22 protein-coding genes are annotated in these 20,959 nt (G+C 68.9%); 13 read left to right on the forward strand and 9 right to left on the reverse strand.

Features of this window, described 5'->3' with window-relative positions:
* Positions 1 to 28 precede the first annotated feature (28 nt).
* The 6 genes from HNR07_RS11860 to HNR07_RS11885 form a co-directional block, all read right to left on the reverse strand.
* Positions 29 to 1,075, reverse strand: coding sequence for a tyrosine-type recombinase/integrase (locus HNR07_RS11860; protein WP_061083622.1), 1,047 nt, complete (start codon positions 1,073 to 1,075; stop codon positions 29 to 31).
* A 105-nt stretch (positions 1,076 to 1,180) separates the two neighbouring features.
* Entirely contained in the window at positions 1,181 to 3,448 is a 2,268-nt protein-coding gene (locus HNR07_RS11865; protein WP_184365013.1) for a Tn3 family transposase, read from the reverse strand.
* Positions 3,449 to 3,633: 185 nt separating this feature from the next.
* Entirely contained in the window at positions 3,634 to 4,527 is an 894-nt protein-coding gene (locus HNR07_RS11870; RefSeq protein WP_184365014.1) for a cytochrome c biogenesis CcdA family protein, read from the reverse strand.
* The gene (locus HNR07_RS35560; RefSeq protein ID WP_017611612.1) at positions 4,527 to 5,075 is read right to left on the reverse strand and encodes a TlpA family protein disulfide reductase; all 549 of its coding nucleotides are present in this window, start codon (positions 5,073 to 5,075) and stop codon (positions 4,527 to 4,529) included. The genes HNR07_RS11870 and HNR07_RS35560 overlap by 1 nt, the downstream gene beginning before the upstream one ends.
* Complete coding sequence (locus HNR07_RS11880; RefSeq protein ID WP_184365015.1) at positions 5,072 to 5,320, reverse strand: hypothetical protein; 249 nt, start codon at positions 5,318 to 5,320, stop codon at positions 5,072 to 5,074. The genes HNR07_RS35560 and HNR07_RS11880 overlap by 4 nt, the downstream gene beginning before the upstream one ends.
* A 14-nt stretch (positions 5,321 to 5,334) precedes the next feature.
* Positions 5,335 to 5,721 carry an ArsR/SmtB family transcription factor gene (locus HNR07_RS11885; protein ID WP_026118038.1) on the reverse strand — a complete coding sequence of 129 codons (387 nt, stop codon included), beginning with the start codon at positions 5,719 to 5,721 and terminating at the stop codon, positions 5,335 to 5,337.
* A gap of 125 nt (positions 5,722 to 5,846) precedes the next feature.
* Here HNR07_RS11885 and merA point away from each other — a divergent pair, with 125 nt between their 5' ends.
* The 3 genes from merA (at position 5,847) to HNR07_RS11900 (ending at position 8,534) form a co-directional block, all read left to right on the forward strand.
* Positions 5,847 to 7,247: a mercury(II) reductase gene (gene merA, locus HNR07_RS11890; protein WP_184365016.1), complete on the forward strand. Its 1,401-nt coding sequence runs from the start codon at positions 5,847 to 5,849 to the stop codon at positions 7,245 to 7,247.
* Positions 7,248 to 7,273: 26 nt separating this feature from the next.
* Positions 7,274 to 7,921 carry an organomercurial lyase MerB gene (merB, locus tag HNR07_RS11895; RefSeq protein ID WP_184365017.1) on the forward strand — a complete coding sequence of 216 codons (648 nt, stop codon included), beginning with the start codon at positions 7,274 to 7,276 and terminating at the stop codon, positions 7,919 to 7,921.
* Positions 7,922 to 8,021: 100 nt separating this feature from the next.
* Positions 8,022 to 8,534: a hypothetical protein gene (locus HNR07_RS11900; RefSeq protein ID WP_017611627.1), complete on the forward strand. Its 513-nt coding sequence runs from the start codon at positions 8,022 to 8,024 to the stop codon at positions 8,532 to 8,534.
* A 77-nt stretch (positions 8,535 to 8,611) separates the two neighbouring features.
* On the opposite strand, the gene HNR07_RS11905 is transcribed toward HNR07_RS11900, so the two are convergent.
* The gene (locus HNR07_RS11905) at positions 8,612 to 9,256 is read right to left on the reverse strand and encodes a recombinase family protein (RefSeq protein ID WP_017611628.1); all 645 of its coding nucleotides are present in this window, start codon (positions 9,254 to 9,256) and stop codon (positions 8,612 to 8,614) included.
* Between the two features lie 258 nt (positions 9,257 to 9,514).
* Between HNR07_RS11905 and HNR07_RS11910 the strand changes: the two genes are divergently transcribed.
* Positions 9,515 to 10,063 carry a hypothetical protein gene (locus HNR07_RS11910; protein WP_017611629.1) on the forward strand — a complete coding sequence of 183 codons (549 nt, stop codon included), beginning with the start codon at positions 9,515 to 9,517 and terminating at the stop codon, positions 10,061 to 10,063.
* A 17-nt stretch (positions 10,064 to 10,080) separates the two neighbouring features.
* On the opposite strand, the gene HNR07_RS11915 is transcribed toward HNR07_RS11910, so the two are convergent.
* Both HNR07_RS11915 and HNR07_RS11920 read right to left on the reverse strand, forming a co-directional pair.
* Positions 10,081 to 10,272 (reverse strand): hypothetical protein, encoded by a 192-nt coding sequence (locus HNR07_RS11915; protein ID WP_017611630.1) that lies wholly within the window; start codon positions 10,270 to 10,272, stop codon positions 10,081 to 10,083.
* A 247-nt stretch (positions 10,273 to 10,519) separates the two neighbouring features.
* The gene (locus HNR07_RS11920; RefSeq protein WP_184365018.1) at positions 10,520 to 11,023 is read right to left on the reverse strand and encodes a helix-turn-helix domain-containing protein; all 504 of its coding nucleotides are present in this window, start codon (positions 11,021 to 11,023) and stop codon (positions 10,520 to 10,522) included.
* Between the two features lie 415 nt (positions 11,024 to 11,438).
* Here HNR07_RS11920 and HNR07_RS11925 point away from each other — a divergent pair, with 415 nt between their 5' ends.
* The 9 genes from HNR07_RS11925 to HNR07_RS11965 all read left to right on the forward strand — a co-directional run bounded on the left by HNR07_RS11925 (position 11,439) and on the right by HNR07_RS11965 (position 20,903).
* Positions 11,439 to 11,795: a hypothetical protein gene (locus HNR07_RS11925; RefSeq protein WP_184365019.1), complete on the forward strand. Its 357-nt coding sequence runs from the start codon at positions 11,439 to 11,441 to the stop codon at positions 11,793 to 11,795.
* Positions 11,796 to 11,916: 121 nt separating this feature from the next.
* Entirely contained in the window at positions 11,917 to 13,218 is a 1,302-nt protein-coding gene (locus HNR07_RS11930; protein WP_184365020.1) for a hypothetical protein, read from the forward strand.
* 309 nt (positions 13,219 to 13,527) lie between these two features.
* The gene (locus HNR07_RS34910; RefSeq protein WP_184365021.1) at positions 13,528 to 15,885 is read left to right on the forward strand and encodes a phage tail tip lysozyme; all 2,358 of its coding nucleotides are present in this window, start codon (positions 13,528 to 13,530) and stop codon (positions 15,883 to 15,885) included.
* A 159-nt stretch (positions 15,886 to 16,044) separates the two neighbouring features.
* Positions 16,045 to 17,022, forward strand: coding sequence for a hypothetical protein (locus HNR07_RS11940; protein ID WP_184365022.1), 978 nt, complete (start codon positions 16,045 to 16,047; stop codon positions 17,020 to 17,022).
* Positions 17,006 to 17,692, forward strand: coding sequence for a hypothetical protein (locus HNR07_RS11945; RefSeq protein ID WP_184365023.1), 687 nt, complete (start codon positions 17,006 to 17,008; stop codon positions 17,690 to 17,692). Before HNR07_RS11940 ends, HNR07_RS11945 begins: the two co-directional genes overlap by 17 nt.
* Before the next feature lie 77 nt (positions 17,693 to 17,769).
* Complete coding sequence (locus HNR07_RS11950; RefSeq protein ID WP_184365024.1) at positions 17,770 to 18,588, forward strand: hypothetical protein; 819 nt, start codon at positions 17,770 to 17,772, stop codon at positions 18,586 to 18,588.
* On the forward strand, positions 18,585 to 19,295 hold the full coding sequence (locus HNR07_RS11955) for a hypothetical protein (protein WP_184365025.1): 711 nt from the start codon (positions 18,585 to 18,587) through the stop codon (positions 19,293 to 19,295). Before HNR07_RS11950 ends, HNR07_RS11955 begins: the two co-directional genes overlap by 4 nt.
* Positions 19,296 to 19,341: 46 nt before the next feature.
* On the forward strand, positions 19,342 to 19,869 hold the full coding sequence (locus HNR07_RS11960) for a hypothetical protein (protein ID WP_184365026.1): 528 nt from the start codon (positions 19,342 to 19,344) through the stop codon (positions 19,867 to 19,869).
* Positions 19,866 to 20,903 carry a hypothetical protein gene (locus tag HNR07_RS11965; RefSeq protein WP_221318788.1) on the forward strand — a complete coding sequence of 346 codons (1,038 nt, stop codon included), beginning with the start codon at positions 19,866 to 19,868 and terminating at the stop codon, positions 20,901 to 20,903. Before HNR07_RS11960 ends, HNR07_RS11965 begins: the two co-directional genes overlap by 4 nt.
* Positions 20,904 to 20,959: the final 56 nt, after the last annotated feature.

Raw genomic sequence — 20,959 nt, forward strand, 5'->3', positions numbered from 1 at the left:
CATGAGGCATCGTGCGGCGCTGCGGGCCTCACCGGTCGACGGTGAGCACCTCCAGGGCGGCGGCCTTGTCGGCCTCGGTGGGCAGAGCGTAGCGGCGGGTGGTGTTGATGTCGGCGTGCCCCATCAACTCGGCCACGGTCACCAGGTCCACCGGCTCCTTCGCCAGGTCGCCGCAGCCGCGCACCAGGTCGGTGCCGAAGGTGTGCCGTAGCACGTGTGGGCCGAACGCCTCCCCGTCGTCGCCCGGTCCGATTCCGGCCGCTGACCCCAACTCGCACACCACCGCGTTCGCCGCCCGCGTCGACAGCGCCTGGCCGTCGCGGTTGCGCACCAGCGGACCGGCAGCAGGGCGGCCGAGCTCGTCCAGGAGGAGTTCGAGGGAGGCGCGGGCCTCGGCGTGCAGCGGGACGGTGCGGTCCTTGCCGCCCAACCGTCCCTTGCCGCGCACCCGCACGCTGCCCCGGCGCGCGGACAGGCGGATGTCGGCCGCGTCCAGGGCGACGATCTCGGCGATGCGCAACCCCGTGTAGTAGGCCAGGTGGCAGATCACCCGGTCCCGGGCGGAGGCGTCGCGGGCCACGGTGCGCAGGAACCTCAGCTTGGCGCGGGCCTCGAGCGCGCGTGGAGCGCTGGGGCGGGCCAGGTGCTCGCGGACCACGTCGGGCCGTCCCGAGCCGCGCAGGGCGAAGAAGGCGTCGATGGCGGCGAGGCGGTTGTTGATGGTGGCCGCCGACAGGTGGGTTCCCCGGGCGGTGCGGGTGTTCTTCAACGTGCGGCGGTAGTCGCGCACCGCCCAGTCCCGCGCGGCCGCATCGCACAGCGGGTCGCCGTCCAGGGCGCCGGCCTCGCGCGCCTGGGCGAGCCAGGCCAGGAAGTGGGCGGCGTTGCGCCGGTACTTGTCGCGGGTGGCCGTCCCCAAATCGGTGGAGGCGGCCAGCTTCTCGCCGAAGGCGCGGTGTTCATCCGCCAGGTCGTCGGGCAGGTCGAGGGTTCGGCGCGGCCGGCCGGTGCGTGTGTTTCCAGAAGTGGAAACCGGGGGCTGTCCTCCGACAGGAGGTGTGTTTCCAGAAATCATGTCCTCAGGCTACTTCCGGGAACGCTGATTTCCAGAAGTACGGGCATCCGCCGCAAGCGTCGACTAAGTTACTCGCGGGTTACTTGGCACTTGGTGACGCGCTCCTTACCGACACCCCATGTAGTACCAGTCCTTGGGGGTGCCGGGGATGACGATGCCGTGGAAGCCGGTGAACTGGTCGGAGGTGAAGTTGTAGTAGGTCACCCCGCGGGCGCCCTTGCCCTTGCCGAAGTACTTGGTGTTGGGACCGGCGTTGATGGTCTTGACCGGGACGATGAAGCGCAGCCCGTCGGCGGAGGCCAGCTCGCCGCCGCCCCAGGCGGCCACGATGTCCAGACGTGAGTGGTAGTCGACCAGGTCAGCGTTGGCCGGGGTGAGCGTGGAGGCGCGGATGTAGTTCTGCTCGGTCCAAAACAGCCGGTCCAGCGAGAGGGCTTCGCTGGCCTCGGAGACCATCGGGCGCATGCCGACGTTCATGGCTTGGGCGCACAGCACGGCGGCGATGGAGGTGATCATGTCGTCCTTGCGGGAGGGTGTCTGGCCGCCCACGTGGGTGAACCGGTCCAGGCACCCGGTCCAGGAGTGGACCTCCAACAAAACCTCGGGGAAGTCCACGACGGGGATGCGGGCAGCCACGCTCTCTCTCAGGGCAGTCAGTGAGGCGGGCTCGTCCAGGGCGTCCAGGCCGGACAGCACGAGGTGGTCGCGGCCCTCGCGCTGCTCGATGCGCACCGAGGGGTTGGCCGCCAGGCCATCGGCGAGCTGGCGGTAGGCGCCGTCCAGCCGATCAGCCCACCGGTGAAGGTCCACACCGGGTTCGGGTGCCAGGCCCAGGTCGCGGCACAGGCCGTCCCGGGCGGCCTCCCACGCGGATCCGGCCAGCAGCCCGGCGGTGGGGTCGCCCCACTTGCCCAGTCCGGGCACGAACACCTCGTGGCGGCGCAGCGACTCGCGCAGCCGCTCGGCCACGGCGACGGTGTAGGCGTCCTTGTCGAACTCACCGGCGCCTGGTCCGCTGGTGGGGAAGACGCGGCGCTGCCAGGCGGGGGTGAGGAACTTGGTGGGCACGATCGTGGGGTCGACGCGAGTGCGGCGCCGGGGCAGGCTCCGCACGAAGTCCAAGGCGTCGATCACGTCGGCGCCGGCGGGGCTCTCGCCGTGGTCGAAATCCAGGGTGCGCAGCAGCTTGGGTAGGAAGCGGCGGATGGTGGCGGCGCGCTCCATCAGTTCGGCCTGGGCGTCCTCGTCGGGCTCGCGGGCCAGGTCGCCGACGGTGGTGGCGGCGTTGTCCACGCGCGCGGTGTCCATGCAGGCCACGATCGCTCGCACGTCGCTGTCGGGGTCCTTGAAGGAGTCGACGACCTTGAGCCAGGCCTCGCGCAGCACCAGGGCGGCGGCGTCCAGGTCCTTGATGGAGCGCATACGGGCCCGGTTGGCGCGGTGGGCGGCGGTACGGATCAGATCGCCGATGAGCAGGTCGAACACCTCCACGGCCTCATCGGCCGCGGCGGGTTCCAGGGTGGCGGCGAAGGCGACCAGGGTCGCCATCTGGCGGTCGTCGGCGAGTTGGGCGACGGCTTGGGCGCGGGCGGCCTTGGCGAAGCGCGCCAGGGCCACGATCCGTCCCGGTGGAACCGAGGACAGGTCCCAGGCGGAGGCGCCCAGGGAGCGGATGGCGGCGTAGCGGTCCAGGGCTTTGACGACGCCCTTGCCGCTGATGTCGGTGGGGCTCTTGCGGTAGCGGTCCAGCTGGGAGACGCGCCCTCCTTCGGCCACGTTGACCAGGGCCTGAAGGGTTGTGCGCTGCTCGGGTGTGGGGGCGGCGGACAGGAGTTTGAACTGGCGCAGGGCCACGCGCTCGCGCACACCGGCGATGAGCCGTTCCAGGGTGGTCACGCCGGGCAGCAGGATCTTGGCCTCGACCAGGCGGTTGGTGGCCAGGTCGAACAGCACGCTGGGGCGCTCGTTGCCCGACCAGGAGCGCCGGTAGGCCCAGATGCCCAGCAACAGCCACTGGTGGGGGCCGAAGAGGGTGTAGCCGTAGCGTTCGCGGATCAGCTTCTGGTGGTCCCAGCGGCCCTTCTTCTCCCCGTACCCCTTGAGGTGATCAGCGGTCAGGCCGAGTTGTTCGGCGACGAAGTCCACGACGGCGGTGGGCACCTCGGTGGGATCGTCCAGGAACGTGCCAAGGAAACGCACGGTGGTCAGTTGCAGGGCCAGGCCGAGCTGGTTGCGCGGCCCGTAGGCGCCCATCGCCAGGCGGCGCGCGTCGGCGTCCAGGTGGAAGAAGGCGCCCAGTTGGGACTCGTCGGGGACGGTGTTGAAGCGGCCGTAGCGCTCGCGCTGGGCGGTGGTGAGGAAGTTGACCGGCATGAGGGGGTGTCTTCCGTGGAACGGGCCACCTCCGTGGGGCGGCGGGCGGACTCGGCACGGGGATTGTCCCAGGCCGGGACCTGTCTGGGTCCGATTCGGCGTGATCTGCCGGATACGGGGGCGGCGCGGGAGAGCTCGCCTTGGCCTTTCGGTGGCGGCGTCGCCGTGCTGCCGGTGACCGGGGACTACTGGTGCTGTTCGGCGTCAGAGCCGGGGTTGGTGGGTGTGCAGCAGTCCTCGGGTCCCTGTTTCCGGTGACGCAGACGCGTCACCAAGGACGAGGCCACCGCGGTGGCGACGGCAACGGCGGCCAGGACGACGACGGCGGTCTGGTGGGCCTGGACCCAGCCGGACAGCTGTGCTGCCCACCGCTCGACCCCGAGCCCGGTGCTGGACGGCCGCCCGGTGGCGGCCGGGAACCAGTAGTAGGCCAGGAAGAGGCCGCTCAGGAGCAGGACACCGCCGCTGAGGCGGCCGGTGTAGCGGGCCAGGCCGGTGATGCGGCGGGTGAGCGCACTTCCGGCCGAGGCCACCGACACCGCCAACAGCATCAGCAGCACGGCCGCCCCCGCGACGTAGGCGGCCAGCACCCCCAGCAGGGCGGTGATGCTGGAAACGGCGCTGGCCTGGGCGATGACGGCCAGCAGCACCCCGAAGGTGCAGGCCATGGACGCGACCGCGTAACCAACGCCGAACAAAGCCAGACGGCCGGTCCCGGCGGGGGCGTTCCCGCTCTTTGCGGCGAGGCCGGGCAGGCGCAGCGGCACGCGGATGCCGATCAGCATCAGGGCGCCGAGCACGGCCAGCACGGTGCCGGTGGCCAGGCCCGCCCAGGGGGCGAGGGTGAGCAGGGAGCGGGCCCCCAGGCTGACCGCCCCTGCCAGGACGGCCAGGGTTCCGGCGAAGCCGACGGTGAGGGCGGCCCCGGCCTTGAGTCCGGCGGCGGGCGGGCCACCGCGGCCGGAGCGGGTGGCCACGTCCAGGTGGTAGGTCAGGTAGGCGGGCAGCAGCGCGATCCCGCACGGGTTGAGCGGTGCGATCACCCCCGCGCCGAAGGCCAGGGCCAGCAGTGCACCCATCAGGCGCCCACCTCCTCGAGCGCGGCCAGGATCTGCTCGGCCGAGGGGTCGGTCGCCCGGTAGGCGACCTGCCCGTCAGGGGTGGCGATGAGCAGGGTGCCCAGCGCGGTGACCTCGTAGGTGCTGGACAGGGCGCCGTCGGTGTCGGTGGCGGCGGGCACGTCCGCGGCCTGGACCGTGTCCAGGAGTTCGGTGATGTACTCGGCGGGCTCGTTCGGGTCGATGTCCACGGCCAGGAAATCGGCCTGCTCGGCGGCTTGGGCGTGGGCCTCGCCCAGGGCTGCGGCGCCTTGGGCGCAGCTTCCGCAGTTGACGGTGAAGAAGAACATCACGGCCGGCTTGTCGGCGGGCACGGTGACCTCCTCCCCCTCCAGGGTGGCCAGGGTGACGGGCTCGGCTTGGGCTGGGGCCGGCGAAGCAGAGGGCCCGTCGGACCCGGCCGATTCCGAGGTCGCGCAGGCGGCGGCGCCGACAAGAACAGCGGTGAGTAGCGCGATCGTGGCGGCGGCGCGGCGCGGGCCACGTGTCGTGGAGGAAAGTGTCGTCACTGGTAGGGGTCCTTGCGGTGCGGAGCGGAGGGGGGCTGGCAGCAGTCGGCGTCATCGCTTCTGCGGCGGCGGCTCCAGATGAACCAGCCCCCAGCAGCAAGGGTGAGCAGGGCGGCGCCGATGAGGTAGGGGTTGGCCGCCGCGGCGCCGAGCAGCCCGAGCCCTCCGGCGGCGATCAGCACGGGAGCGGCGCAGCACAGGGCCATGGCCGCGACGGCGCCGATCACTCCCAGGTAGGAGCGCATGGTCGGCCTCCTTGCTAGTGGTGGTGGGCGTCTATGCGTTCGCAGCACGCCAGGGCGGTGCGGTTGTCGGCGGCCAGGGCGCGCGCGAGTACTACCAGGTCGGCCACCCGGGGGTCGGCGACCCGGTAGTAGGCGCGGCGGCCCTGGCGTCGGACGGACACGTATGCGCAGTCGGCCAGGCATCCCAGGTGGGCGGAGACCCGGCCCTGGGACAGGCCCACGTGGGCCACGCACTCGGTGACGGTGTGCTCGTCGTGCAGCAGGAACTCCAGCAGTCGCAGCCGGGTGGGGTCGCCCAGGGCTCGGAAGAACTTCGCGACCACCTCCACACCCGTGCCCGGGTCGGGGAAGAGCGCCTGTGGTGTGGTCGGTGCCTGGGTCGGGGTCGTGGTGTCGTCCACGGGGGACACGTCCCTCCACATCGTTTGATCTATTCGCTTGGGCGGATACTATGCTGGCAGAATACATCCGTCAAAGCGAATAAGACGAGGTCGGCTGGGTAGCCGACGTACAGGGAGGCATGGTCATGGCTTTTGATCTGGCGGTCATCGGTTCGGGCGGGGCGGCGTTCGCGACCGCGATCGCCGCGCGGCGCAAGGACCGCTCGGTGGTGATGGTCGAGCACGGCACTGTCGGCGGGACCTGTGTCAACACCGGGTGCGTGCCCTCCAAGGCACTGCTGGCCGCCGCCGAGGCGCGCCACGTCGCCCTGTCCTCAGGCCGGTTCCCCGGCATCCGTACCAGCGCCGAGGAGGTGGACTTCGCCGAGCTGATCGGCGGCAAGCGCGCCCTGGTGGAGGGCATGCGCGCCGACAAGTACACCGGCCTGGCCGCCGAGTACGGCTGGGAGATCGTGGCCGGCCACGCCCGCTTCACCCAGGGCCCGGCACTGGAAGTGGAGCTGGCCGGCGGCGGAACACAGCGGGTGGAGGCCGCCCACTACGTCATCGCCACCGGCTCGGCCCCCTGGGCACCCCCGATCCAGGGCCTGGAAGAGGCGGGATACCTGACCTCCACCACCGCCATGGAACTGGAGGCACTGCCGTCCTCGCTGCTGGTGGTGGGCGGCAACTACATCGGCCTGGAACAGGCCCAGCTCTTCGCCCGCCTGGGAGTCAAGGTGAGCGTGGTGGAGATGATGGAGCGCCTGGCCCCAGGCGAGGAGCCCGAGGCCGGTGAGGCCATCGCCGGCATCTTCGCCGACGAGGGCATCACCGTGCGCACCGGCGCCACCGTGAGCGCCATCCGCCGCACCGGCGACCGCGTCATCGCGACCATCGACGGCCAGGAGTCGGAGTTCGGCGAGGTGCTCATCGCCACCGGCCGCCGCCCGGCCACCACCGGCCTGGGGCTGGAGGAAGTCGGTGTGCGGGTGGGCGAGCGCGGCGAGGTCGTGGTCGACGCCCACCTGCGCACCGCCCACCCCCGCATCTGGGCGGCGGGGGACGTGACCGGGCACCCGCAGTTCGTCTACGTCGCCGGAGCGCACGGGGCGGTGGTGGCCGACAACGCCCTGGACGGCGCCGACCGGGTGCTGGGCTACCGCCACCTGCCGCGGGTGACCTTCACCAGCCCCGCCATCGCCGGTGTCGGGCTGACCGACGCCCAGACCGAGCAGGCGGGCCTGGACTGCGAGTGCCGGGTCCTGCCCCTGGAGAACGTCCCCCGCGCGATCGTCAACCGCGACACCCGCGGCCTGGTCAAGATCGTGGCCGAGCGCCACACCGGCCGTGTGGTGGGCGTGACCGCGGTGGCCGAAGGAGCGGGCGATGTGATCGCCGCGGCGGTCTACGCCGTGCAGGCGGGGATGACGGTGGAGCAGATGGCCAACACGTGGTGCCCGTACCTGACCATGGCCGAGGGGCTGAAGCTGGCCGCCCAGACCTTCACCCGCGACGTCGCCCTGCTCTCCTGCTGCGCCTCCTGACGCGCGGCCACGAAAGGCACCCCGTCATGGACACCACGTCCGACCAGATCGCCGACCGCCTCACCACCGCCTTCAGCACCGCCGACCACGCACGGGCCCGCCCCTGGCTGTGGTCTACCCTGCTCCGGCTCCTCAGCCAGGGCCGACCCGTCACCACCGGCCAGCTCTCCGCCGCCACCGACGCCTCCAGAGAGGAGGTGCGTGAGGCGCTGGCCACGCTGCCCGACACCGAGTACGACGACGCCGGCCGCATCGTCGGCAGCGGCCTCACTCTCAACCCCACTCCGCACCGCTTCGAGGTCGACGGACGGCATCTGTACACCTGGTGCGCTTTGGACACCCTGATGTTCCCGGCCGTCCTGGGCCGCACCGCCCACGTGGCCTCCCCCTGCCACGCCACCGGCACCCTGGTACAGCTGACCGTGGAACCGGACAGGATCACCCGCGTGGAGCCCGCCACCGCGGTGGTCTCCCTCCTGGTCCCCGACGACGTGACCTTCGTGCGCTCCTCCTTCTGCGACCAGGTCCACTTCTTCGCCTCCGCCGAGGCCACCAGGCCGTGGTTGGCCGAGCACCCCGAGGCCACCGCCGTACCCGTGGAGCAGGCCCTCGCGCTCGGCCTCCGGTTCACCACCACCTTGAAGGACCCCGACCAGGACGGGTGCTGCTGCTGACACCCGGCCCGGGCCCGGCAACACACGTCCGCCGGGCCCTGCCTACCCCTCTCCTTGAACTCCCCGGTCCGATCCGGCAGCAGGAACAGGAGGAACAGCGATGAAGAAGCCCATCACGGAGCTGGCCAAGGACCTGGCCATCGCGCCGGTGGCCGGCTACCTGGCCACCAAGGTGATGGAACCGGTCAGCATGAAGCTGTACGAGTGGGAGAGCGACGCCGACCGCCAGCGCGAGGACGAGGTGCGGCCCGGCCCGCCGTTCGGCATCGCCGCCGACAAGACCCTGGCCCTGTTCGGTATCCACTTGGAGGGCCAGGCGCAGGAGCGGGCGGGGATGGCCTTCCACTACGGGCTCGCCGTCTCCTGGGCGCCCGTCTACGCCCTGATCCGCCGCACCACCCCGATCGGACCGGTCAGCGCCGGGCTGGCCTCGGGTGCGGCCATGTCACTGATCGTGGACGAGGGGCTCACCCCGCTACTGGGCTTCTCCGCGCCCAACCGCGACTATCCGCTCATCACCCATGCCCGCGGGTTCGCCGCCCACCTCGCCTTCGGCCTGGCCGTGGCCGCCGTCACCGAGACGGCCTGGTGCCTGACCCGCAGCCGGCCCTGATCGGCACCACGCCCCGCTGCCAGGCGCCCCCGCCCGGGACATGAACCGCCCGAAGGGCGGCGATGCGCACCCCCGCTTCAGCTCCCACCCGTACGCAGAGCGCTCTGGGCGCGCAGTTCCTTCAGGTCGGGGATGTGGTTGTACAGCGTCCCCGGGCTGACGCCGAGCAGGCGGGCGATGGAGGTCACCGAGTACTCGGGGTTGGGCAGCATGTCGCGGGCCGCGCGGATCAGGTCGGCATCGACCACACTCGGTCGGCCACCCACCCGGCCCCGGGCCCGTGCGGCGGCCAGACCCTCGCGGGTCCCGGCCACGATCAGCTCGCGGATGAACTCCGCCAGCGCGGCGAAGACGTGGAAGACCAGCCGCCCGCCCGGGGTGGTGGTGTCGAGCCGCTCGTGCAGGGAGGTGAACCCAATCTCGCGGGTGCGCAGCTCGGCGACCATGGTCACCAGGTCCTGGAGGGAGCGGCCGTAGCGGTCCAGCGAAGGGACGACGAGGGTGTCACCGGGGTTGAGGAAGGCGTGGCACGCCTTCAGCTCGGGGCGCTCGTCGGTGCGCCCTGACTTCTTGTCGGCGAAGATCCGGCGACACCCGGCCGCAGTGAGCGCGTCCATCTGGCGGTCGAGCTTCTGCGATCCGGTGGAGACACGGGCGTAGCCGATACGGATCTCGGTGAGTACGACCGGTTCGGCCGCGAACAGGTCCGGAGAGGTGTCCATGCCCGCGATCCTTTCAGAAAACGGCCCGGGGAGGTTGTTGAACCCCCTCGGTTTCTGAAGGGGTTTTTGAAGGCCGTGGGGGCATTCGGCGCCCGTCCGCCGCAGGCTTCAGAAAACGATCGTTTGTTGAAGGCATCCCCACGCGACGGAAATGTCTACCTGCCGTCGATTCCTGAAAGCATCTTTACTTTGCATGGGTGCCACGGCATAGTTACAACCGTTGTAGCTCGCAGCAGGATGCAAGAGTTAAGAGGCGGTATGGCGATCCGGATCAGGCTCGGTGACTACGAGCGGCAGACCGACGATGCGCTCGGGCGCGACGCGATCGGTTACTTCCCGCGCATGACCGAGACCGAGGCGTGGGAGGCCGGCCGGGGGCTGTGGCGGCTGAACCTGAAAGTGGTGAGCCGTGAACGATTCGCGGTCATCGTGGGGCAGGACCTCGTTCGCGCTGTCGCCGGGATCACGGACGTGACCGCCCACATGACCGGCCTCGGACCGAAGAAGGCCCTCGAAGGGGATCTCCTCGGTCCAGGGCACCCGATGTACGACCGCTACATCAACCAGCCCGACCCGCTCGCCAACGACTCCCGCAACAGCATCGCCTACGGCGATCTGCCCGAGGAGGCGCAGTTCCGTACCCGGGACTGCGCCTGCGGGTGCGACCAGAGCACCACGCACGACTTCGTCCCCGGCCACGAGCTGCGCGCCATCCAGGCCCGGGTACGCGAGCACTTCGGCGGTTCCGTGCTCTCCTTCATTACCTGGCTCGACGCCGAACTCCAGTCCACGAACACCGGCGCGTAGCAGCAGAAGGCGCGGATTCAGCAGTCAGCGGCTCGGCGGGGCGGCGCCTCCTCGTGGTCGTCCTCGCCCTGCTCGTGCTGTCGGCGGTCGGCCGCCGACTGGGCTCGGGCATCGAACCCGGAGCGAGCCGAGGAGCTGTCGGGTTCCCTGGCCGCGGCGGACTGGATGCGAGCGGCAGCGTCCTTGTCCATCTCGGTGTGCCTGCTCATGACCTCTACCTACCCGCCGACCAGCCCATTGCCCCCGCCAGATCCGCCCCCTTACCTACCCCACCGACTTGACCATTCCACCGAGTGTCAACAGATGTGACAGTTGTCGGGACTCACCGTTCCGTTCCTACTCGGACCCCAAATTATGCCCGCCGACAGATGGAAGAAGGCCGAGACGGTCGACGTCTACGACCGCGAGCTGAACCCGGTGGCGCGCAACTCCGTGATGAGACTAGAGCTGTAGGCCTCAGTCCTCGTCCCCCCAAGTTGGCCCCTCACGCTTCCAGCCGCGGCCCTCGTTCTCCTCGAGGGGGACGCGGGCATCGATGGCCTCGGCCAGCTCCGGGTCGAGCGGGGGCGTGGACGGCTGGGCGCGGGCCAGCTGGATGCGCTCGTCGGTTAGCGCCTTAATGGCGACGGTGAGCCGGTCGATCTCGGCCCGCGAGCGGCTCCACTGGCCCTCTGCGGCGGCGAGCTCGGTGAGGTACTCGTGCAGACGCCGCTGGTTCTCCTCCGCTGGGTCCTCGACCAGGAGCATCACCAGGGGCAAGTCGAGGGCCTGGGCGGCGGCGACGGCCTCGTCGAGGCGCACGGCCCTCTGTTGCTGCTCGATGCGGGTCACGGCCGAGGGGTCGACCTTGGTGCCGAGGACCACGGCCATGCGCCGGGCGAGCTCCGCCTGGCTGATCTCGGCGCGCTCGCGCTCAGTGCGCAGGCGGCGGGCGAAGAAGTCGGACGGCATGGGTGTCATCGGTTGATGGCCTCTTTCAAGGGTGATGCGTAGGCGGCACGACAGTGAGCAAATCGCACTGTACACACATTCTCGTGTGCCGATCGCACTGATTTACCACCTCGTCCACACCGACCCAGCAGACCCCACCGCCTCGATCAACATGTTGCCGATTGGGCAGAACCATCTAGATCGACTATTGATCACCATTCGAATGGTGTAGATTCGCGATTGAGAACGCACACATGAACGAGGATGACAGCGAGACGACCGATGATGTGGCCGAGGAGCACCCACCCGCCCTCGACCAATCGAATGATAGACAGACGCGATCATGTGGTCATTACACGCTTGCCAATGAAGCGAGTAAATCGTCTATGTCAGTCGGTGGCCTGTCAGGTGTGCATCGGAGACGGAAAGGCGAGAGGAAGACGTCATGACGACGATCAACGAAGCGGGGGTGCACACCATCCCGCTGCCGAGCGCGGCCTGGGACATCGGCAGCTTTCTGGAGAACGCGACCGGCACGATCCAGGGCTGGGGCGGCTCCGTGCTGATCCTGTTCGGCTGCATCGGGCTCATTTGGGGCGGCGTAGTGCTCCTCCTCAAACTCATCGCCAGCCCGCAGAAGGAGCAGCAGCAAGCCGGCTGGGGCAAGATCGCGCTCCTGATACTCGTCGGCGGCGCTCTCTTCACCGGCGGCTTCAACATCGTCCAGACCGTTGGGTCCGGCGGCCAGCAAACCATCGAGGAGCTCGGCGGCGGGTCCGTCATCATCTCCACCTGGGACTGACCGGGACCACGACACAGGCCATCAGTGATCGGGGCGGGTCGGTCGGGGCCATGCGGCCTCAGCCGACTCGATCCGTCATTCGCGCATCGAGAGGGAAAGCGGCGCAGGGGTGTAGACGGACATGGCGTTCAAAGACACGATCATTGCCTTCGGCAAAAGGTTCAAGCTCGACTCGCACCACACGATGGAGCGCTTCGGTGTGGTGTGCGGGATCTTCGCAGTCACGGCGGTGGCCGTCTTCGGCGGGTCAGCCTTCGCCGCCTGGAACTCCGGCAAGGAGGCCCTGACCGACACCTCGTTGTACACCCCGACGTTCACGACGTCGAAGACGAAGCTCAAGGGCGACGTCGACGGGGTGTACACGAACGAGCTGGGAAACAAGGCCTTGTTGATCATGCACTTCAACAAGGGCGCGAAGATCTCCTACAACGCCGACGACTACCAGGGCTTCCTCATGGGCTCGGACGAGAATCTCAACACTGAGACGGTCTCGACGCCGGGTATCTCCTGGTCCTTCCACGTCTTCGGCTCCACCGGCTACGTCGGCGTCCTCCTCGAGGCCGACGAACCCTTCGCCGAGCAGGTGCTCAACCTGACGATGCGGGCCAACCAGGAACTGTCGTTCAGGGAGGCCGACGACAAGCCCGCCGACGAGCTGGCCGGGGACAACTCCTTCGCCCAGCACGATCAGTGGCGGGTCTTCTTCAACCCCGGAGCGCGGAAGACGGAGACGATCGCTTCGCTCGACGCGGCGACCTTCGACCCGGCCCGGGCCTTCTACGACGTGGTTCTGAAGTCGGACGAGCAGACGGCGCGCGAAGCCCTGGACTCCAAGCTCGTCGAGATGCGCACCGCACTGTCGCGCATCGACTCCTACACCACGGACCTCGAGACGACGAAAGTCGACGGCCTCTTCCTGCGCCCGCCGCAGGTGCCCGACCTCATCGCTGGCGACGCGGTCACCGGTGAGTCCAAGTCCGAGTCGGAGAACGGCAAGTCGAACCTGGCGCTGACGACGAAGACTGTCGTGCCCGGAGGGTTCGACTTCAACTGGCGGTCGGGCAATGTCTACGACGGCTACCTCGACGTCCTGGTCCCGGTCGGTCAGAGCTATGGCGAGTTCTTGTCGCAGAAGTCGGTCGAGAGCACGGACGAGCGCGATTTCGGAGTGGGCGACATCGAGTGGACGCTCTCGGACGGGTCCTCGTTGGTGCAGGACTACCGCACCTCGGACGTGACCATGCGGCCGCTGACCAACGTCATGAACAACCTCTCGCAGGCCTACGCCGACTACTACTCCGCCAAGAACGAGTACCAGTCGAGCCTCCTGTTCGACCTACTGGCCCTCGACATCGACCTGCGCGACGTGCAGTCGAACAGCTCGGTCAACAGCGACGAGGAGCTCTTCTTCATCAATTACTGACCCTCGGCCCGACGGAGCCAGAAAGGAGCATCGATGGCCACGCAGCGGCCGGAGGGCACGGACGAGGCGAACGGTCCAGGGCAGAATACGTCGGCTTCTGACGGCAAGGCTCCCGCACCCTCCTCGCCCAGGGGATCTCGGTCGAGCACGTCGCCGGAATCGGGGCCTCAGCAGGCGCAGTCCGGCGGAGCAGGGAGAGGAGCGAAGAGCCTCGGGCCCGCCCCAGCAGCCCCAGCCTCGACCGGGGGCTCCGGTCCCTCCGACAGGGCCGGATCGAAGCCCTTGCCAGGAGATGGGGACCCGAACGGCGTGAAGCCCGCGGGGGAGGGTGCGTCGGCGGCCAAGGCTGCCGATGGCGCTCAGGCGTTGGGCAAGGCCGATAAGGCATCGAAGGGTCTCGACGGGGCTGGCGCCAACCTCGCGGGATCGGCCGCGCAGAAGGCGATCGAGGGTGACGGCGACTCCAAGGGGCGCAGGACGGCGGGACGCTACGCCGGCTCGGCCGTCTCCGGAGCGATCGGCGGTGCCCAGAAGGGCGCGGCCGCAGGCGGCGTCGGGGCGCTGCCCGGCGCTGTCATCGGCGCGGCCAAGGGCGTCGCGGTCGAGGGCGGCAAGGACGTGATCAAGGGTGGGAAGAAGGCCCTCGGCGCGGGCGGGACCGGCTATGCCCGCGAGCAGCAGGACCAGGAATCCCCGGGCTCGAAGGCCGCCAAGGGTGTCGCGGTGGCGGGCGGTATCGCCGCCGCTCCTCCGGCCGGGGCCCTCATCGCACTCATGTCCCTGCTCAAGTGGCTGAAGATGCTGACGATGCAGGTGGCCGCGGCGGCGCTGGGCTTCCTGCAGTCGGTGCTGGCCTGGGTGCTGTCGGTTCCGCAGATGATCGGAGCGGTCATCGGCGGCGTCTTCGGCGCGATCGGCTCGGCCATTGCCAGCGTCGTCGTGACGGTCGTGGGTATCACCATCGCCCCTGCAGTGGCGACCGCATCGGCAGTGGTGGCCGTGGTCGCGGCGATCGCGCTGGTGGCGGGCATGCTCGCCAGCGCCGTCATCGACTCCCAGGCGGCGGCGCACGGAGACGGGGGTGAGCGCTCCTCTCACAGTTGCATTGTCAACACCGGGTCAGGCCCGATCAGCGTCGGCGACATCGACCCGGACCAGGAGGCGCACGCCCAGGCGGTGTACAAGGTGCTCTCGGGTATGGGCATGCCCGACGAGAACATCGCCGGGATCCTTGGCAACTGGGAAATCGAATCCGAGCTCGACCCGACCGGCGTCGAGGGTATCTATGACGAGCCTTACGACCTAGGCCCGAAGAAGAAGGCCAAGCTCGACGGCGGCGGGACGAACTACGGGATCGGCCTGGGCCAGTGGACGGCCGACCGTCACACCAAGCTGCTGGAGTACGCCGAGGCGGCGGGCGGCCAGTGGTACGACATGGAGATCCAGCTGTCGTTCATGACCGATCCCGACGGCGACAACCCCTCGGACGTGGCGATTGTCAAGGGCATGGTCTCCGAGAAGAAGGGCTCGCCCTCGGAGGCGGCCGAGTACTTCCTCACTGAGTGGGAGCGGGCCGGCGTGCCCGCCCTCGACGCTCGCCAGGAGGCGGCCGAGAAGTGGTTCAAAGCCATGGATGGTTGGGAGGAGGGCACCGGATCCGACTCGATCGACGTCGAGCCCGTCAGCGACAGCCCCGAGCAGCGCGACTTCGGTCCGGTCAAGCCGCATGTGCAGAAGGCCGCTGACCTCATCTACTCGAAGTTCAAGGACGGGCCGGGATCCGGCATCCAGAGCACTGGCGGCTACCGCAGCGGCGGAGGCTCGTACGACGATGACGCCCACGGCCACCACGTCGGACTGGCCGTGGACTTCATGGTCGCACTCGATGGCGAAGGCAAGAAGACCGGCGACGCGCTGGCCCAGTACGTCATCGACAACCACGAGGAGCTCGGCAACGTCCGGTACGTGATCTGGCAGCAGCGGATCTGGAACCTCAGCGCGGGCGACACCGACTGGCAGCCGATGGAGGACCGCGGCTCTCCGACGCAGAACCACATGGACCACCCGCATGTGAGTTGGAACTCGTCCGGCTCGGTCACCGACGTCGCCCCGGTCTCGACCGTCTCCTGCTCCGGCGGGGACTCCGACGGCGAGGGCGAAGGCGGAGGCGGGGGCACGGTCGGTCTTGAGGACGGCGGTATTGACCTCAAGGACGCCGAGAGGCTCATGGAGCTGTACATCGAGGAGGCCGACGAGGTCCTGGGCGAGGTGTTCGCCGGTGGAGGCGGACCGTTCAAGTGCAACGGTTCCTACGTGCAGAACTGCACCTCGTTCTCGTGGTACTTCGCGCACAAGTACGCGCGGTGGGACAAGGGGTACGCGAGCAACAACGGCAAAGACACCGCCCGTGTCATGGCTCAGCTGCTGGGCACGAAGGCCTCGAACACGCCGACCCCGTACTCGGTCTTCTCCCACGGTAACTCTTCGACTGCCGGTCACACGGGCATTGTCCTCGGCGTCGACGGCGATCGGATCCTTATCGGCGAGGCCGCCTACTGTGCCTTCCCCGGCCGTGCCCGGTGGGTCGAGGCCAGCGAATGGAAGAACGCCGGCTGGTCGTTCACCGATCTCTCCGACCGCATCGAGGGAGGTGAGGTGAAGGTCTGATCGAGTACAGGCCGTGTCTTCGGCCCGTGATCGCTTCGAGCGGTCACGGGCCCTTTCGCATCTCGATGCCGAATGATCGCACCACTCGGATTCTGATGATCTTTCACGATATAATTAAGTCATCTTTCAATGAGGACGGATGGTCATGGAGGATCGAGTGTGAGTAGAGACGGGGATGCCGACCCGCAGCCGGACGAGAGCGAGGGCGAGGGCGAGGGGGCCCTCTCAGACCGTGACCTGTCGGTGAGGGCGAAACTGAAGGCCATCGCGGCCAACCGCAGGCCGGTGCGGAGGGTGAGCGGCGCAGAGCTGGAGTCGACCTTTGACGGTTGGGCCATCGAGAAGCGGGCGCAGCTGGCCGCGCGCACGCCCGAGGACAACGCCCGTGCCCTGCGCAAAGCAGGCGTGGCCACCATCGGCACTCTGATCCTCACCCTGCTCGCGGCCGCGGCCGTGTCCGAGGAGGGCTACCGGGCCCAGCAGGCCGAAAACTCCGAGCGGATCGCATCACTGACGCAGGAAGTCGCCCACGCCGAGGAGCCCCGGAACGACGAGGAGTCCAAGGCCGCACTCACCGCCCTGGCCACAGACGTTTCCGAGAAGGCCGAGTCGGTCGCAAAGGAACAGCAGGGCTTCATCGCTCTCTACCTCAGGGCCGCGTCGGCCCCCACACCCGGCGACGGCGCTCCGAGTCCGGAGATGGAGGGGGTGGCCGAGCACCGCCGAGCGCTGGCACCATATTTCGCCGACGAGACCCTCGTCCTCGACGACGCCGAGGCCTACCAGTGGTCAACGGCCGTCTCACACGGCCCGGGCACGATCGATCCCCGCTACGCCTGGTACGTCCGCCATGACGGGCGCACTCCGTCGCCGGAGTCCGCCTCGACCTGGGCCGTGGAGTCGGCGATGCCTGTCGTGGGTGAGGAGAGCCTGGCCCACGCGGTGTGGACGTGTACCGACACGAAGACCGAGGACATTCTGGCGTGGGCGAGCGCCGACTTCGACGGCGAGACGGGCACGTTCGTCAATCTCGCTCTCGTCGTCACCACCGCCGGCGCCGAGCACCTGAGCACCGACGAGTCCAGCATCACGCCGAGGAAGGACGGGGGACAAAGTGAGCGTGCGGCCGACGACTGACCGACCGGGGTTCCTCCGGCGCAATCTCTGGGTGCTCATAACCGCCACGGTGCTCGTGGCCGCGTGCATCGGGGCGGGACTGCAGCAGATGGAGCGCAGCCGCGAGCTCGACGCCCAGTCCGGGGAGATCGCTGGCCTCGAAAGGCAGCTGGCCACGGCCCGGGCCGCCGAGGACGAAGCCGCCGAGGCCAACACCTACGAGGCCCTCGGAGTGACGAAGTCGAGGCTGGTCGCCGACCGTGCGGTCATCGACGACGTGCTCGCCACAGCCTTCACCTGGCACGACGGCGAGTCCTATGAGGCGGCCCGGGCGAACCTCGTCGACAGCTTCGGCCTCGACGAGAAGGGCCCTTTCCTCACCGAATTCATGCCGCCGGCAACCCGCACCGTCGTCGACGGCACGAGCCAGTACTACATCGACGCCGTGGGCCTGGTCTTCTCCCTCGGCAAGAACGTCAACGTCGACCCGATGAGGGTCACCGGCACGGATTACGAGTACACCGTGGTGGCCGACATCGACGTGAGCTCGAGCAACGTGCGCCCTGGCTCCGACGGCACAACGCCGACCGAGGCGAGGCGGATGCTTTTGCGCATCACCGTCGACAACGAGGGAGAGGTCACCGCACTCACGAGCGCCCCTCCCTCGGAGAGAACTCAGGCGAGTCGATGACCAGCCATCCAGCATTAAATGATTGATGTCTATGCGATTAACCTGGCAAATGAGTGAAAAAGTGAGTCGAGGAACAAATGGAGTCAACAAAGGCGAAGAAGACCGCCGCCGATGAGGACCTGGCCGAGGCCGCTCCGCGGCGGACGTTTATCACGCCCGCTAACAGGCAAGTCAAGGCGAAGCCGGGGTCGGACGGAGACAAACGCTCGCAGGACGACGAAGAGCTGCTGGCCACCCGCACCGTGGTGGCCGGAGTGATCATGGTCGTGATCGCCCTCGTTGCTGGCGTGCTCGCCTTCGGCTCCTCTGGCTCGACCGGTCCCGAAATGAGCAGAGCTGACACGAAGGAGATCTTCGACCTGCGCGAGGAGATCCACCTCGCCGAGGCCCGCGCTGAAGAGCTGCCCAAGGGCCGAGACGCCGAGCGCGGACTCCTCAAGGCAATGGCCTCGGCCGACCGAGTCGCGGCCCTACAGAACGACTACCGACAGCTCACACCACGGATCGAGGCCGCCGGCGGCGTGCTCGACCCCGTGCTGGTGGCCTCGACCCGCCGCGACCTCACTCCCCTGTTCACACCTTCGGTCGACGCCTCAGCGCTTGACCCCTGGTACCTGCTCGCCTCCGACGCCTCGGTGCCGGAAGCCGTGGGCATCCCCGCCAGCTTCGACTCAGGCTTCAAGTGGATCGCGTCGACCCCGGCCACTGTCGAGATCGACGGGATGATCCCGGTGACCTGGCAGGCCATCGAGCGCCACCCCGCCAAGGGCCAGGACCCGGCGGTGCTCGCCTGGGCGTCGGCGGACTACGACCTCACCGGCCAGACCTTCTCGGAGGTCCGCACCGGCATGACGGTCCAGGGCGCAGCCCGCAGCATGGAGGTGAAGCAGGGATGAAGCAGAACCTGGGCGCCTGGATGAAGAAGCACGCCAACACCGTCTTCCTCAGCATTTGCGCCGGCCTCCTGACACTGTCCGCGGCCAGCCTGGTCATGACGCTGAGCCCCAGCGACCAGGCCTCGTCGACCGAGCAGGCCGCAGGTATCAAGGCCGGACTGGTCGAGGACAAGGAGGGGGCCGAGCGCGAGTTGGCTGCCAGGCACTCCGAGCTGCTCGCTGAGCTCGGCGGGATCGACGCGGACAGGATCAAGCGCGATCAAAGGGTTATCAGGACCTTCGTGCTTTCGCTGGCTGAGGCACCGGCGTCGTCTAGGTCGGTGCGCGATGAACAGATCAGCCTCGATGCCCGCTGGGACGTCCTCGGACCGGACTCGCGCACACTCACCGAGTTCTTGCCCGAGTGGATGGCCACGGGCGAGGGTCGGCACTTCCGGTTGACCGACCTCGACATCCGGGCCGCGGGCATCAGCGGCCTCGACTACAGCTACACCGCCCTGGCACGGCTCGAGCCGTGCCAGGGCGGTGCCCAGTTCGTCTTTGTGACCGCGACGACCAAGCAGGATGGCGCGCTCACCGAGGCCGTGGCCTACCGAGCCTCGAACGCGAGCCGGGCGGGGCTCGAGGCTGTGGACGGAGACCAGGCGACGAAGGGCGAGAGTGCTGAGCCGACGACCGAACCCTCGGCAGGACACGGCGAGGACTGAGGGACGCCCACCCAAGACGACAAAGAACGAAAAGGGCGAGGACGCGATGACACTGACCGCCGCGCGCACCGAGACGACCGCCGATACCGAGGAGACGGACTACACACCCCGCTCGGAACTGCCGGACAAAGAGCCCCGCCCGAGCCTGGGCAGGCGACTGCTCGACGACCTCAAGGGGGCGAACAAGCCCAAGGGTCGGGCGACAAAGAAGATGCACTGGGCCAAGGCCGGGTTCATCCGCGCCTCGATCCTCGTCTTTGACTGGCTGCTCATATTCACGACCGCCACCTCGCTCGTGCCCGCCCTGGGCGCGTGGTTGCACATGGAGTCGGGAGCGGCCGGGCCCGGCGTGGGCGTCGACGGCCTCATTGCGGTGTGGCTGGTGCCGCTGTTGTTCGTCGTCGGGATGCTCATGATCGGCGAGATCGCGATCATGCGGGCCCTGTGGCGGGCCGGGACACGAAAGATCGAGCGGATGCGCGCGCAGCTGGAGTCCGAGGGCGACGGTCCTGAGCGTGCCCGCCCGGGGCGGGAGAAGACCACCACGAGCAGTGGAAGCAAGCGGAGGAAATGATGCGAACTGCAGGGCTGACGATGGCCGACGTGTGGGCCGAGCGCGTGCTCAACCTGAGAGGGGTCCAGACCCAGCGCTTCGAGCGGATTCCGGCCACGGTCGGGGTGCTCGTCGACACGATCGAGCTGGCCCACCACGGCCCGGACCACAAATACCGACCCTACCTACACGGTATCGGTGAGATCCGCACCATCGCACTGCCCGAGGGGATGCCCCACGGGCTGACCGAGCTGACGTATCCGGTCGGCTCAGAGCAGATCGACGTGTTCTATGAGTTCGACGACGCCCAACTCGTCCACCTGGCTCAGAAGGGCTACTTCCAGCCCGGCTTCCGCGTGCCTGACGGACGGGTCACCGGCGTGGAATGGGAGCTGCCAGCTGAGATCGACGCGGTCGTGCTCTCCCCCGACCTCGGTGTCGACGGCGGCCAGTGGCCGGTCGTCTTCGCCCACGTCCACCGCCGCGGCGACCTGCCCGCCAGCCTGGAGACCTCCGGCTACGACCTGGCCGCCTATTTCGACGACTTCTCCCGCTCTGGGGTCGAGGTCGCCGACAAGCGCACGGTGGACATCCGCTCCGGCGAGCTCGACAGCCTTTTCGGCGAGGACGTCTACGACGTCGAGTCTGGCCGCGAGGTCGGTGAGGCTGTCGCCGAGTTCACGGCCGTGGACGAGTTCGCCGGGCGTAGGCAGGAGATCGAGAAGGCCATCGAGGCCGAGCGCCAGGCGTTCCAGGCCGGACTGGCCGCAGAGGAGGGCACGCCCGAGCACCTTTACGCCCAGCAGGTGGCGTCCTCACTGGTCGAGAGCGACGGGGACGAGAGGGACGGCGACCGGGAAAGGGCCGAGCGGATGGTCCCGTCGCCGGTGCGTGGGCCGGTCATCGAGGCGGGTCCGGGAGACGTCGACTTCGGCTCCGGCGACGAGGTCTTCCCCGCGACCGGCCCGTCCTCGCTCGAGCGACGTAAGGCAGAGGTCGCCGCCCGCGCCGCCGAGCTCGATCAGGCGTCGAACGAGGGCGGGCGGGAGTACTGAGGTTCGCACGGGCGCGACACCAGACCGACCAGCCCCGGAACACGTGGACTTCATTC

It is taken from the genome of Nocardiopsis metallicus (assembly GCF_014201115.1).
In the GTDB taxonomy this organism is placed as follows: Bacteria; Actinomycetota; Actinomycetes; order Streptosporangiales; family Streptosporangiaceae; genus Nocardiopsis; species Nocardiopsis metallicus.